This window comes from Streptantibioticus cattleyicolor NRRL 8057 = DSM 46488, from assembly GCF_000240165.1.
Taxonomy (GTDB): domain Bacteria; phylum Actinomycetota; class Actinomycetes; order Streptomycetales; family Streptomycetaceae; genus Streptantibioticus; species Streptantibioticus cattleyicolor.
Genome location: NC_017585.1, coordinates 172,743 through 186,812 on the forward strand (window position 1 = coordinate 172,743; position 14,070 = coordinate 186,812).

The following is a 14,070-nucleotide window of genomic DNA, read 5'->3' on the forward strand; positions in this document are numbered from 1 at the left end:
CGGGACAGTGCCCAGGCCAGTGGGGTGGGCCGGGGGGCCGCCCCAACGGCGGGGTGGGGACAGCCCCCCGCCGGTCCCGGTGACTGGCAGGCTGTTGTCGCCGTGCCGGGGCCGGGAGACTCGACGGCATGACGATTTCCACCGAGGTTCCCCTCCTGGCGGGAACGCCCGCCGTCCCCACCCGTACGTCCGGCTCCGGGGCCGGCAGCGACTTCGCCCGGCTGTCCCGGCGCATCACGGACGCGGGGCTGCTGGATCGGCGTCCCGGTTACTACACCGCACGGCTCGCTGTGGTCATCGCGTCGCTGGCGGCGGGGTGGGGTGCCTTCTTCGCGCTCGGCGACTCCTGGTGGCAGCTGGCGGTCGCCGCCTTCCTGGCCGTGGTGTTCAGCCAGATGGCGTTGGTCGCGCACGACCTGGCGCACCGGCAGGTCTTCCGGCGCCGGCGGCCGAGCGAGACGTGGGGCCGGCTCTTCGGCAACCTGGGGATCGGCATGAGCTACGGCTGGTGGATGAACAAGCACACCCGCCACCACGCCAACCCCAACCACGAGCAGCTCGACCCCGACGTCGTCCCGGACATCCTGGTGTGGTCCACCGAACAGGCCCGGGTCAGCCGCGGCCTGCCCCGCTTCATCGGCGGCCACCAGGCGTCGCTGTTCTTCCCGCTGCTCACGCTGGAGGGCTTCAACCTGCACCTGTCGAGCGTGCGGGCGCTGCGTTCGCCGGCCATGAAGCACCGGCTGCTGGAGGGCGCCCTGCTCGGCGCGCACATCGCGGGATACCTCTGCGCGCTCTTCCTGGTGCTCTCCCCCGGCAAGGCGGTCGCGTTCCTCGCCGTGCACCAGTGCCTGTTCGGTGTCTACCTCGGCTGCACCTTCGCGCCGAACCACAAGGGCATGCCCACGTTCACCGGCGACGAACGCCCCGACTTCCTGCGGCGCCAGGTGCTCACCTCCCGCAACGTGCGCGGCGGCCGACTCACCGACGTCGTGCTCGGCGGCCTCAACTACCAGATCGAGCACCACCTGTTCCCCAGCATGCCCACCCCCCACCTGCGCCGCGCCCACGTCATCGTCCGCGACTACTGCGCGGAGATCGGCGTTCCCTACCACGAGACCGGACCGATCCAGTCGTACCGCGAAGCCCTCACCCACCTGCACCGGGTGGGCGAACCGATCCGGCGGCAGCGCAAGGCGTCCGCACGGCGGTGACCGGGCGTCACACCGTCCCCGGTCCGAACCGGCGCCGGTATTCCGACGGCGTCAGCCCCGTCCCGCGGCGCATCACGGTGCGCAGGTGGGCGGCGGTGCCCAGGCCGCTGCGCCGGGCCACCACGTCGACGCGTGACTCACCCCGTTCGATCAGCCGGCAGGCCAGGGTGAGGCGTTCTCCCGTCAGCCACGCGAGAGGGGTCGTGCCGAGTTGGGAACGGAAGCGGCGGTGCAGGGTCGCGCGGCTGACGGCGGCGCGCGCGGCGAGGTCGTCGACCGTCAGTGGTGTGTCCAGCCGCCGCTGTGCCCAGGCGAGCACGGGCGCGAGGGATTCGTCCGGGATGTCGGGCACGGGGCGTTCGATGAACTGCCGTTGTCCGCCGTCCCGGTGGGCCGCGAAGACCAGGCGCCGGCTGACGGCGTTGGCGATCTCCGCGCCGTGGTCGCGGCGGACGATGTGCAGCCCCAGGTCGAGCGCGGCGGCGCTGCCCGCGGCGGTGAGGATGTCGCCGTCGTCCACGAACAGCACGTCCTCCGCCAGCCGGACGGCGGGGAAACGGGCCCGGAAGGCGTCCGCCCACTGCCAGTGCGCGGTGGCCCGCCGTCCGTCGAGGACCCCGGCCTCGGCGAGGGTGAAGGCACCGCTGCAGAAGCCGACCAGCCGCGCGCCCCGCGCGTGCGCCCGCCGGATGGCGTCGAGGACGGCGCCTCGGCGGGGCACGTGCACATCGGGGCGGTTGGGGACGATGACGGTGTCCGCGCGGTCGGCCGCGTCGAGGCCGCGGACGCCGCTCAGGGCGAAGAAGCCGTCCCGCATCGACGTGCTCGGCTCGGGCGAGCAGAGGCAGAAGTCGTACAGGTCGCGGCCGATCTCCGGTCGGCGCAGGCCGAACACCTCGGTGGCGCAGCCGAGTTCGAACGGGTTGGAGTTCTCGTCGACGATCCGGTCGAGGGGGCCGGTGCCGGCCCGGCCGGGGCGTGAGGCCCCCTCGGCTCAGTCGCCGGGGGAATCGTCCGGGGAGCGGTCCCCCTTTCCGCGCCGGGGACCGGAGGTGGCGGCGGGGCGCAGGAAGCGCTGGAGGATCAGGCGCAGGGTGGGGAGTTGGGCGGCCGGGTCGAAGGACGGGTCGGTGGCGGCGGTGGTGTAGAGGGCGCCGATGAGCGCCTGGACCCAGGCGGCGGTGGCCTCCGGGTCGAGGCCGGGGTCGATCTGCCCGGCCACGACGGCGTTCCGCAGCACGGTGGTGAGGGTGGACCGCTCCTCGTCGTTCGCCCGGCTCAGCAGCGCCGCCAGGTCGGGGTCGCGGTACGCCTGGACCATCGCCTCCATGACGAGGGCCGGGACCGACGGCCGGGTGGCGGGGGCGGCGAGGAGGTCCACGGTCTCCAGCAGCGCGGTCCACGGGTCGTCGGCGGTGCGGGCGGCGGCGAGGCGCTGTGCCTTGCCGGCGCCGTCGGCCTCGTCCTCCTCGAGGACGGCGTGGAAGATGGCGCGCTTGTTGGGGAAGTAGTGGAACAGGTTGCCCGTGCTCGTCCCGGCCGCCTTGCAGATCTCCGCCGTGGTGGTGCGTTCGAAGCCCTTGGCGGCGAAGAGCCCGGCCGCGGCGTCGACGATCTGCCTGCGCCGCGCCCGGTGTCTGCCGGGGTCGACTGTCCTCACGTTGGCCTCCTTCGGGCCGGCTCCGGCTCGTCCGGCCTCCGGGCTCAATAATAGACCGAGCGCTCGGTCTATTATTGCGGGGACGGCTGGAGTGGAGGGGGAGAGATGCCCATGGAGACAACCCCGGTACGGGGCCGCGACGACGGCCGGCTCACCGTGCTCGGCGCACCGGGCTGGGGCAGCGTGTGCGTCTGCGTGGTCTTCGCGCTGGTGGGGGCGGGTACCGGCCGGTTGCTGGGGCCGCTGGCCCACTGGCTGGTGACGCTGCCGTGGGCCCCGATGCAGGGCCCGGCCCGGCTCGTCGCGGCCCTGCCCGCACCCGTGCTGTACGCCGTCGGCGCGGTGGCCGGGCTGGCGCTCGGACTGGTCGCCCGGCACGAGCAGTTGGTGATCCGCCTCACCGGTGACCACGTCGTCCTGAGCCGCAAGGGCAGGCAGCACGGGTTCGCCCGGGACGCCGTCGCCACGGTGTTCCGGGACGGCAAGGACCTGGTGCTGCTCGGCCACGACGGCGGTGAACTCGCCCGGCAGGCCTGCGACATCGACGCCAACCGGGTCGCCGATGCCTTCGCCGCGCACGGCTACCGCTGGGCGAAGTCCGATCCCCACGGCGACCGGTTCCGCCGCTGGGTCCCCGGCACGCCGGGGCTCCCCGCGGGAGCCGACGCCCTGCTCAAGGCCCGCCAGACGGCGCTGGACAAGAAGGGTCCCACCGCCGACGAGGCCGGCGAACTCCGCGACGAACTGGCCCGGCTCGGTGTCGTCGTGCGGGACGAGAAGCGGCGACAGTACTGGCGGCCCCTCCGAGCCGAGGGTGAGCCGAGCTGAGGCGGAGGTCGGGGGTCGGTCCGAGGGACGAGGGCCGGGCCCCGGCCGCAGCCGGAGCGAGGCGGAACCCGAGCCTCGCATGGCGAGCCGGGCTGAGGCGGAGGGCGAGGGCCGGCCCCGGCCACAGCCCGATCCGAGGCGGGGCCGGGGCCCGCCGCCTGACCGCGGCCGGGGGGACGCGGGTCCCGACCGCGGGGATCGCTCCGGGAGCGGCACGGCCGCCGCCTCGTTCCCGGACGTCAGCGCAGGCGGGCGGCGATGGCCCGGGCGCACGCCATGGGCCCGGTGTGCGTGGTGTCCACCTCCAGGTCGTAGCGGACGCCCTGGTGCACCAGGTCGGCCTGGGCGGCGGCCATCCCCGGGACGCGGTCGCCCCGCGCGATCTCGCGGTCGGCGGCGGCCGAACGCGCGCACCGGACGCCGACCCACAGTGCGGGCAGGCCGTCCAGCGCCTCGTGCCACCGTTGCCGGGACCGTGCCCCGCCGAGGAAGACGTCGTCGACGACGATCCTGGCACCGGCCCGGGCCATCGCCACGACGCCCTGCCGCCAGGCCGCCTCCAGCGCCAGGAACCCCGGCCCGACGTCCACCCCGCCGTCCGCCGTGAACCCGATGCCCTCCTGGGACCCCCGCATCGTGGCGGGCAGCACGTCCACGAACGAGTCGCACCCCAACGCCGGCCATGGATCGGGCAGTACGGCCTGGAGGCACCGTACGATCCCGGTCTTCCCGGAGCTGGAACCACCGTTGAGGATGATCATCCGAAGCGTCACCGGGCCACCGTAGGGCGCGCGCCCGGCCGTGGCGAAGTGAATTTCCGGCACCCCGACCGCCTTTGCCGCCCCTCGGTGTCCCGTGCCGTGTGCGGGGCGCGGATCCGGCCGCGGGGCCGCCTTCGCACGGTGGTGTGGCGCGCGGCGTGAAATCGCCGGGTATTCCGGTGCGGTCTTGAGCGGCCCACCGCGTCGTCCGATGATTTCGGCCGCAGCGTCACGCTCACCCCCGTCCTCCTGGACGTCACCGGGACGCATCTGGTCGTGGCGGCCACCGCGAGCACCGCCCCGGCCGCGACCGCCGGTGCCTCCGCCGGGTCCGATGCCGACTGGCCCTCGGACCAGCAGGTCTTCCTGCTGGTCGGCCGCGACCTCCTCGCCCGCCTGCTGCAAGGCGCCCTCGACCAGTGGCGCGGCACGTCGCTCGCCAAGGACGACAAGGGCAACGCGCTCGGCAGGGTGTGGTGGGAGGCGACGTTCCAGGGGGCGAGCAACGTCACGGTCGACGCGGACGACCCGACCTCGGTCTCCGCCGACTTCGACATCCCCTGGGCGGTGGGGCTCGACCTGTTCAGCCCCGGCCCCGGCAAGGGGTGCGCCCTGTTCAAGGCGTCCCAGGAGTCCTGAACCCGCCCGTGAGCCAAGGGAGTTGTGCAGCAGTGGACGCAGTGATCGACTTCGAGGTCGTCCTCGGCCCGCCCGTCCCCAACGTCACGTTCAAGGCCACCGGCCTGTCCGACACCGCCCTGACCACGACGCTGGAGAAGATCGTCCTCAACTCGGTCGCCATGGTGCCCAAGTCGGCGGGGGCCGCCGTGCTCGCCGGGCTCGCCAACCTGCTGGCGCTGGCCGCCCCCAAAGTCGTCAAGGACAACCTCGAAGGCGTCAAGACCGCCGACATCCCGCTCAGCAAACCGCTGGGCACCGAGATCACCGTCGCGGGGCAGACCGTGTCCGTGAAGCTGACCTCCCCCGAACTCGGTTCCCACGACGGGATGTTCATGGTCAGCGGCGCCTTCACGGTCTCCTGACACCACCCCGCCCCCGGTCGCGCCGGCCCCGCCGCGCGCGCCGCACCCCTGCCAACCGACCACTCCGGGAGACCCGTTGAGCACGCCCCAGCCCCCGCGGTCCGGCGACGCGGCCGAGACGCTCCACCTCGCCGACACCCCCGGCTACCCCCTCGCCCGCAACGTCGAGATGCCCGACACCCTCGGCTACCCCACCGGTTCCCTCAGCTTCCGCCTCGGCGCGCTCCAGGTGCGTCCCGAGGGCCGGCCGGAAGCCGTCGCCGAGGAGACCCGCGACGGGGTGCGCCGCGTCACCCACCGCATCCCGGCGCTCCTCCTCACCGGCCGCTACGCCCTGGACGCCCGGCCCGACGAGATCCGCGAGATCGACACCGCAGGAAACCTGCGCCCGCTCTCCCAGGAGGCCCGGCAGCCCACGCTGCCCGCCGGTGCCCGCGCGGTCGCGCCCCGCCACCCGGACGACGACACCGTCCGCCGGTGGACCGACCGCGCCGACGCCCACCGCACGAAGCTGATGAAGACCGAGAACGGCCGCCAGGTCCTCATCGAGTACGGCACCCACAACGAGAGCTACTTCGACGTCTTCGACGGCACCTCCGCGACCTGCCGCGCGCTGCGCAAGAAGTGGGCCGAGAAGGGCATCACCCAGCGGATGTCGGAACACACCTACGGCGCCACCGACCCGGACACCACCGACGGCCGGCCGCCGGTCAACGACTGGCAGGACCCGCAGGAGGGCGTCGCCTACAACCTGCACGCCTGGCGCCAGCGCACCACGGTGGTCACCACGCTCAGCACCGAGGCCGGCCGCATCGCGGCGAAGGACCCCGACAAGGCCGACCGCTTCCGCAAGGCCGCCGAAGCCTCCGAGCGGTTCTCCAAGGCGGTCCAGCAGACCGGGAACGACGACACGCAGACCACCCCGATGACCCAGGAGAACGTCTACGCGGCCATCGACCGGCACTCCGGGGAGCTGCCCTCGGTCTGCGCCGCCGAGATGGCCCGCTACGACGGACTCGCCCTGCTCGCCCACGACACCGCGCAGGCGGCGCCCGAGGGACACCGGCCCGACTGGATCGCCCACTCCGATGAGGACCGCGCCATCATCCAGGAGATCGGCGCCGCCGCCTACCACGAGGAAGCCCAGCAGGCCCCGCCCGCCACCGACACCCTGCACACCGGCGCGTGCACCGCGCGGCTGACGGACATCCGCGTCACCACCCACCTCGACCCGGACGGCACCCCGGCGGACGTGACGGTGGAACTGCCGCACCTCGCCCTGGAGATCGACGACGGACAGTGGCGGGGCGCCGCCGCCGACGTGGCCCGCGAACGGCTCGCCGCCATGCGGTTCGTCCGCCACCTGCTGCGCGACGCGGTCGCCGAGACCGTCCGCCACGCCGCCTGTACCGGGATGTCCGGATACGCCCACCCGCGCCTCGGGCGGTCCTGACCGGTGCTCATCCTCGACACCACCGCCCCCGCCGAGGACGTCACCGGCGCGCTGTGGACGGACCTGCTCGCCGACGACCTGCCCCGCTTCGAGGCGTTCCTGGAGCAGGCGCTCGCCCCGCAGCGGGAGTACCTCACCGACGGCGAGCGGGCCCTGTACCGGCACGGCAAACGCCTGCGCCCCGCCGTCCTGCTGCTCGCCGCGCGCATGGTGCACGGCGCCGCCCCGCTGCCGGACAAGGTGCTCCAGGGCGCCGTCTCGCTGGAGATGCTGCACGTGGCGACGTTGATCCACGACGACATCGTGGACGGCTCCGCCCTGCGCCGCGGGCTGCCCTCGGTCAACGCCGCCCGGGGCACCGGGACCGCGGTCCTCGTCGGCGACCTCCAGTTCGTCCAGGCCATCCGCGGCTTCGTCCGCGCGATCGACCGGGACAGCGACATGGGCCTGGTCGAACTCGTCCTGGACACCGCCTTCCAGATCGGCTGCGGGGAACTGGACGAACTGCGCACCGACCTCACCGAGGACCCGGTACGCCTGGCGGAGACCTACTGGCGCACCGCCGACCGCAAGACCGCGGCGCTCTTCGGCCTGGCGGCCGAGGCCGGGGTGACCCTGGCCGACGGCCACACCGGGGACGCCCGCCGGGCCGGTTTCTACGGCCGCCGGATCGGGCGCGCCCTCCAGGTCATGGACGACCTGTTCGACCTCGCCCAGGACGAGTCGGCGTCCGGCAAGCCGCGCGGCATGGACCTACTGCGCCGCCGCGCCTCGCTGCCGCTGATCTACGCCATGCGGGAGTGGGGACCCGACCACGCGGTCAGCCGGATCATGCGCGGTGAACCCGTCGCGCCCGGGGTGCTGGACCGCGTCCTCGCCAAGGTCCGCGGCGGCACCGGATTCTCCCGCGCCTACACCGACGCCCGCACCCAGGTCCTGGAGGCCGTCGAGCTGCTGCGTCCGTTCCCGGCCGGCCGTTACCGCTACGCCCTGGAGGACCTGGCCCTGCACATCGTGGACCGCGGCGTCTGAGCGGTCAGGCAGCGCGTCCCCGCCCGACGAGACAAGGAGAGGTCCGTGGCCACCAAGCTGCTCGACTTCATCTACGCCACCATGCTCAAGCGCGTCAACGATCCCGCCGGCCGCTACTGGCTCCCCACCGTCCTGAAGGACGTCCGCACCCCCGACGGCCAGGCGCTCGATCCGCTGGCCGTCGACACCTGGGACATCGGCGCGCTCGCCGGCGACGAGGGCGCCACCATCGGCGACACCATCAGCGACTCGTGGTGGATCTTCGTCGGCAACGCCTTCGACAACGCCAAGGACCAGGGCGTCCCCGATCTCCCCGACGACCTCGACGCCTTCACCAGCCAGCGCGACGCCGACCACCCCTACCCCGCGCTGACGCTGACCGCCGTCACCGTCGAGGGCCTGGCCAACGCCTCGGTCGGCGACCTGCGCGACCTGACCCCCACCGAGGACGGCTACCGCGGCACGATCCGGGTCACCACCGCCGTGTACGACACGCACGGGTTGCGACCGCGGATCACCATCGACGGCACCTACAGCCTGGTGCAGTACGTCGTGGTGATCGACGACCCCGGGGGACGGCGCGTCGGCCGGCGACGGCCTGAAGCCGCCGACGAAGGTCGTGGTCAGCGGGTTGGACGGGGTGGACTGGCCACGCCAACGCATCGAAGGGCACGGCCACTTCACCGCCACCGCCACCGATCTCGCCTTCGACGTGGTGCTCCGCGCCGGGACCGCGGGCACCGGGGCGGAGCGCACCGCGCGGCTGACCGTCGAGTCGGTCACCGCCGTCTCCCAGCCGGTGTTCCACCTCGACGAGAAGTCACTGACCATCGAGGGCGCCACCATCGACCCGTACACCCTCGACGGCTGGAAGAAGGCGGCGACCGATGCCTTCAACAGCGCTCCGGCAGGCCAGGCGATCACCGGCAAGCTCGTCGACGCCCTCACCGACGACTCGCTGCGCGACCGGCTCTCCGCCGCCGTCACCGACCAGCTGGCCAAGGCGCTCGACGGGGTGCTCGGCGCCGTCCCGCCCGGCGCGCTCCCCACCGACGACCGGGGATTCCCCGCGAAGTACGGGCCGTTGGAGGTCTACCTCTTCGACCGGCTGCGGGCCTGCGTCAACGACACCGCCTCCGGCTTCTACCCGCCCACCGTCGTCCTGGGCGCCACCGACCCGGTGCTCGAACCGTACCGGGTCGGGCGGATCGACCTCGGCTCGTACCGCATCGGCGTCGCCCAGGCGCAGCTCACCTTCTACGACGTCACGGTCAACGGCATCTCCAACGTGCTGATCCCGGTCGAGGACGCCCGCCTCACCGAAGAAGGCATCGCGGCGACGCTGCGGCTCGGCCGGCTCCCCGGGGACGGGAAGGTGCCCCTTCCCCCGCTCACCGTCACCGGCACGGGCGTCATCGCCTTCCCCGACACGGCGGACGGCGCGCGGGACGACGACGACACGATCACCGGTGCCATCACCGTGACCGTCGAGGGCCCCTCGGCCACCGCCGGAGTCTCCTTCACCGGCCGCGATGCCGACGAACTCACCATCGGCCTCGACTCGCTCACCCTCACCATCGCCCCGCCGGACCTGAAGGTCACCATCCGCCTCGAAGAATCCAGCCCGTGGGAGAAGGCCATCAACCAGGTGCTCAACAAGGACGAGGTCAAACGCCGCATCGTCGAGGGGACCCAGCAGACGGCCGACGCGCACCGCGCCGACATCGCCAAGGAACTCACCACCAACGCCCGCACGGTCGTCCGCGCCAAGCTCGGGGGCTGACCGCATGACCATCGACGAACTCCGGGCCCTGAACACCCGGTGCACCCGGGCGGACGTCCTCACCCTCCCCGCCGACGCCATCGGCACCGGGCCCGCCGCCGCGCTGATCGGCACCTGGCTCGACGGCACCCTCACCGTCACCGGCCTGCGTCGCGAGGACCACGACGCGACGGTCGTGGTGCACGGCACCGTCACCGTGTCCGGCCTCGGCATCACCGAAGTGCCGGTGACCGGGATCGAGTTCGGCGTCGACCCCGTCGACCACGAGCCCACGCTCTACGTGCCGCTCGTCCTCCCGGCGGACTGGGACTTCGCCACCTCGTTCCCGGAGACCGGCGGGAGCGACCTGGCCGGCCTCGCCTTCCCCGCCCCGCCCGCGCTGCTGCTCACCTCCGCGGCCCGGCCCGCCCGGCAGGCGTACCCGGCGCTCGACGCCGGGGTCACCTTCCACGCCGCCGAGGTGGCCGACCCGGCGCCGCTCGGTACCCTCGTCACGCTGCTCCGGCCCGGGCCCGGGGAGCTGTCGTTGACCGGTCCGATCGCGCGCCGCCCGGCGACCGGCCCGGGGGACACGGTCCGCACCGAGATCACGCTGCGCTCGGCGGGGCGGCCGGAGGAGGCGTTCTCCGCCTCGTTCCACCTGTGGGCCGGTTCGCGCGGTGGCGGGGCGGAGGGGCCCACGGTCGTCTACGGGCTGCGGCTCGCCGCCGACCTGTTCCTGGGGCAGGACGCCGGTGCCACGGTCAGCGCCCCGGCGGACTCCGGGGGCGGGACGGTGGTGCTCACCGCCGACCGGCTGCCCGGGCGGCTCGCCACGGGTGACCTGGCCGCCTGGAACGGCACCGGGGCGGCCGTCCACCGCCTCGTCGACCAGGAGGGCTTCGCGCTCGGTGACGCCGTCCGGCTCACCGGGGTGTCCGCCGCCATCGACCCCGCCAAGCTCGGCCAGGGCGGTCTGGCGGCGGCGCTCACCCAGGTCACCGCCACCGTCGAGACCACGCCCGGCACGGTGTGGCCCATCGCCGGAGACGACCTCGCGCTGACCGGGGTCGGCGCCACCCTGACCGTCACCGACCCGCTGCGGGCGTCGCGTACCGCGCACGTCACCGGCCACGGCGACTTCACCGTCACCGGTGACATCACCCTGCACGCCACCGCGGAGATACCGCCCGGCACCTTCCAGCTCACCCTCGACGAGAGCACCCCGGTCCGCCTCACCGACGTACTCCGGCACTTCCTGCCGCACGCCGACCTCACCGGCGCACCCGACCTGACGCTCACCGCCTTCTCCGGCACCGCGACCCCCAAGCAGGGCGCCTGCGAGGTGGACGCCACCGTCTCCTCCGACTGGCACCTCGACATCGGCGCCGCCCGCGTGTGCCTCACCGAGGCCGGGCTGACGGTCACCCGCCACGGCGACGGGGCGGCACGGCCCGAGGCCCCGACGGCACCCGGCGGCAGCCCCTCCCGGACCACCGGGACCCTGTCGGCCACGGCCGAGGTCGGCCCGGCCCAGGGCGGCGACGGCTCGGCGGTGAGATTCTCCGCGACCTGGGACATCCCCGGCGCCTTCCAACTCACCGGCGCCTTCCCCGACCTCGACCTGACGGCACTGCTGGCATCCCTCGCCTGCCGGGCCGACGTGCCACTGCCGGACGGACTGCCGCAGGTCTCCCTGCTGCGTCCGGCGGTGACCGTACGCCTCGGCGACGCGCTGGCCGGACAGCCGGCCCGGGGGCGGAGCTACGAGCTGGCGGTCGCCACCACGGCGCGGTTCGACGGGACCGAGCTGGCCTTCGTCGGCAAGGCGGGCCGGACGCCGGAGGGCGCCACCCTGTTCGCCGCCGTGCTGTCGCAAGGGGACTGGAGCTGGTCGCCGGGGAAGGTGTCGTCCTGGGCGCCGGCCCTCGCCTTCCTCGACGGCATCACCTTCACCAGGTCCGGGCTGGCCGTCAGCTCCGCCGACGACGTCCCCGTCGACGGCGGGCAGGACGCGCCCGACACCCTGCCCGCCACGCTCGACAAGGGCCTGACCTTCTTCACCGAACTGGGACTGACCGGGCCGCTGGCACCGCTCGGGGCGCTGTTCCAGGACACCACCGGCATCCATCTGACGGCGCGGCTCACCACCCCCGTGCAGAACTCGGAGTTCACCGCGTCCATCGCCGAGCAGAAGACCCGCGCCGGGTTCGGCGGCCTCATCCTCACCATCCGGCCCGCCGCCAGGGAGGTCTCCCTCCAGACCTCGTGGAACTTCACCGTCCCCGGCGTCGGCACGGCCCCGGCGACGCTGCTCCAGTTCGTCGCCGGAGGAGCGCTCAAGGGCGCCGGGTTCCATCTGTTCCTCGTCCTCAAGCCCGCCGGGTCCGCGGCGGAGTCGGTCGCCGGACGGCCCGTTACCCGTCAACTCGCCTACGCCCTGCGGTCGTCCGGTCCCACCCCGCTGCCCGGACCGCCCGACCCCGCACCGCCCGCCGTACGCCGGACCGCGGCCCGCCTCGCCGGGCTCACCGCGGCACCGTCCGCCAAGGACCGGCCCGCCTGGAAGAACGCCTTCGGCGTCGAGGGGTTCGACATCCACGACTTCTTCATGGAGATCGGCTCCGGGGAGGCCGGGCCGACCCTGGGGGCAGGCGGCTCGGTGGTGATCGGCGAGGCCACGCTGGAACTGGACATCGAAGGCGGCTTCGAACCGGAGCCGTTCGTCACCGTCTTCCGCTTCGCCCTGGGCACCGTCCACCAGGGCACCGGCATCTCGCTGTGGGACATGCTCGCCGTCCTCGTCACAGCACCGGACTGGCTCGGCTTCCTCCGGCAGATCGTCCTCCACGAGCTGGCGATCCGCGTGGTGACCGTCCCCGGCGGCTGGACGGATCCGGCGACCCACGAGGAGTGGCCGCAGGGCTTCTACGCCAAGGGCGACATCGACTTCTTCGGCAACAACTGGCGCTTCGAGGTCAACATCGGCGACGAGGGACTGTACGCCTCCAGCGCCATCGCCCAGCCGCTGAAACTCGCCGGCGTCCTCACGTTCTCCGACGCCACCGGCACGAAGGGCCCCCGGTACCTGCTCGACACCCGGGGCATCCGCGGCGGCCACCTGCCGGCGAAGATCTTCCTCCTGTCCGGCAGGCTCGACCTGCTCGGTGTGTCGGCCACCGTCGAAGCACACCTCGGCGACGACGGCTTCGCCTTCGCCCTCGGCGTCGACGTGCTGGAGATCCTCCGCGGCGAGATGAGCTGCGTCCTCGGCAGCGGCGGCCTGCGCGCCAAGGCCCGGATCGAGCTGGACCTCGACGTCACCGTGGCGCGAGGCGTCGTCCTCGGGGGCATCCCGGTGCCCGCCGGAAACCTGGTCGGCGTCCACCTGGTGGGCGGGTTCGACCTCGTCGTCGACGGCACCGGCGTCGACCTGGCGCTGACGGCGGGATGCGACGCCTACCTCCTCGACGTGCACCTGGTCCACTTCGCCTTCGACCAGCACTTCCCGATCGCCAGGTGGGCCGACATCGCCGGCTACCTCAAGGACGACCCGGAGAAGCTCTTCGCGTCGCTGGGCGAGGGCATCTGGGACGCCATCAAGGACTGCGCGACGACGACGGCCGCTCAACTCACCTGATCCGGGGCGGAGTTGACCGCTACCCCGGCGAGCCGCATCAGCAGATGGCCCCGGCGGAAACGTTCGCCCTCGCGCGGCTCGCGCAGCATCCGGCCGGTTTCGGCGAACCCGGCCTCGCGGGCGAGTTCCGCGAGCGCGTCGATCGGCCACCGGTACGCCGTCACCACCTTGTGGTCGAACGGCGTGACCGGTTCGCCCTCCGACTCGAAGAAGGCGAGCAGCAGGTGGCCGCCGGGGGCGAGCACCCGCTTGAACTCGGCGAAGTACGGCGGCAGTTCGCGCGGCGGGGTGTGGATCACCGAGTACCAGGACACCACGCCCCGCAGCGTGCCGTCGGCCAGGTCGAGGGCGTCCATCGATCCGACCTCGAACCGCAGGTCCGGGTAGGTGTCGCGGGCCAGATCGATCATCACCGGCGACAGGTCGACGCCGAAGACGTCCAGCCCGAGGTCGCGCAGGTGCGCCGTGACGGGGCCGGGGCCGCAGCCCAGTTCGGCGACGGGCCCGGGGCCGTCGGCCGTGACGTAGTCGGCGAACGCGGCGAGCACCGCGCGGTCGAGCGAGGGGCCGGTGAGGTCGTCGCGGGCGAGTGCGGCGTAGCGGACGGCGATGGCGTCGTAGGCGTCCACCGTCTCGCGCAGGCAGGAGGAGGGTTCGGTCACGAGGCAGGACCTTAG

At 73.5% G+C, this 14,070-nt stretch carries 12 protein-coding genes; 8 read left to right on the forward strand and 4 right to left on the reverse strand.

What is annotated here, in order from left to right:
* The first annotated feature begins 128 nt into the window (after window positions 1–128).
* On the forward strand, window positions 129–1,214 hold the full coding sequence (locus SCATT_RS28415) for a fatty acid desaturase family protein (RefSeq protein ID WP_014151972.1): 1,086 nt from the start codon (window positions 129–131) through the stop codon (window positions 1,212–1,214).
* Window positions 1,215–1,221: 7 nt separating this feature from the next.
* Here SCATT_RS28415 and SCATT_RS28420 read toward each other — a convergent pair whose 3' ends face one another.
* Both SCATT_RS28420 and SCATT_RS28425 read right to left on the reverse strand, forming a co-directional pair.
* Window positions 1,222–2,109, reverse strand: a complete 888-nt coding sequence (locus SCATT_RS28420; protein ID WP_014151971.1) for a GlxA family transcriptional regulator — start codon at window positions 2,107–2,109, stop codon at window positions 1,222–1,224.
* A 99-nt stretch (window positions 2,110–2,208) separates the two neighbouring features.
* Window positions 2,209–2,874: a TetR/AcrR family transcriptional regulator gene (locus tag SCATT_RS28425; protein ID WP_014151970.1), complete on the reverse strand. Its 666-nt coding sequence runs from the start codon at window positions 2,872–2,874 to the stop codon at window positions 2,209–2,211.
* 111 nt (window positions 2,875–2,985) lie between these two features.
* On the opposite strand from SCATT_RS28425, the gene SCATT_RS28430 reads away from it, so the two are divergent.
* The gene (locus tag SCATT_RS28430; protein WP_014151969.1) at window positions 2,986–3,702 is read left to right on the forward strand and encodes a YqeB family protein; all 717 of its coding nucleotides are present in this window, start codon (window positions 2,986–2,988) and stop codon (window positions 3,700–3,702) included.
* Between the two features lie 239 nt (window positions 3,703–3,941).
* On the opposite strand, the gene cpt is transcribed toward SCATT_RS28430, so the two are convergent.
* A complete protein-coding gene (cpt, locus tag SCATT_RS28435; RefSeq protein WP_014626721.1) occupies window positions 3,942–4,463 on the reverse strand; it encodes a chloramphenicol phosphotransferase CPT in 522 nt (173 codons plus the stop codon).
* A 276-nt stretch (window positions 4,464–4,739) separates the two neighbouring features.
* On the opposite strand from cpt, the gene SCATT_RS28440 reads away from it, so the two are divergent.
* The 6 genes from SCATT_RS28440 (at window position 4,740) to SCATT_RS28465 (ending at window position 13,393) form a co-directional block, all read left to right on the forward strand.
* Window positions 4,740–5,102, forward strand: coding sequence for a hypothetical protein (locus tag SCATT_RS28440; protein ID WP_014151967.1), 363 nt, complete (start codon window positions 4,740–4,742; stop codon window positions 5,100–5,102).
* A gap of 32 nt (window positions 5,103–5,134) precedes the next feature.
* Window positions 5,135–5,506, forward strand: coding sequence for a hypothetical protein (locus SCATT_RS28445; protein WP_014626722.1), 372 nt, complete (start codon window positions 5,135–5,137; stop codon window positions 5,504–5,506).
* 76 nt (window positions 5,507–5,582) lie between these two features.
* Complete coding sequence (locus tag SCATT_RS28450) at window positions 5,583–6,959, forward strand: hypothetical protein (protein ID WP_014151965.1); 1,377 nt, start codon at window positions 5,583–5,585, stop codon at window positions 6,957–6,959.
* A gap of 3 nt (window positions 6,960–6,962) precedes the next feature.
* Window positions 6,963–7,991: a polyprenyl synthetase family protein gene (locus tag SCATT_RS28455; RefSeq protein ID WP_014151964.1), complete on the forward strand. Its 1,029-nt coding sequence runs from the start codon at window positions 6,963–6,965 to the stop codon at window positions 7,989–7,991.
* 619 nt (window positions 7,992–8,610) lie between these two features.
* Window positions 8,611–9,774 carry a hypothetical protein gene (locus tag SCATT_RS28460; RefSeq protein ID WP_014151963.1) on the forward strand — a complete coding sequence of 388 codons (1,164 nt, stop codon included), beginning with the start codon at window positions 8,611–8,613 and terminating at the stop codon, window positions 9,772–9,774.
* A 4-nt stretch (window positions 9,775–9,778) separates the two neighbouring features.
* Window positions 9,779–13,393, forward strand: coding sequence for a hypothetical protein (locus SCATT_RS28465; RefSeq protein WP_014151961.1), 3,615 nt, complete (start codon window positions 9,779–9,781; stop codon window positions 13,391–13,393).
* On the opposite strand, the gene SCATT_RS28470 is transcribed toward SCATT_RS28465, so the two are convergent.
* Window positions 13,381–14,055, reverse strand: a complete 675-nt coding sequence (locus tag SCATT_RS28470; protein WP_014151960.1) for a class I SAM-dependent DNA methyltransferase — start codon at window positions 14,053–14,055, stop codon at window positions 13,381–13,383. The two genes, SCATT_RS28465 and SCATT_RS28470, sit on opposite strands and share 13 nt — an antisense overlap.
* Between the last annotated feature and the right edge of the window lie 15 nt (window positions 14,056–14,070).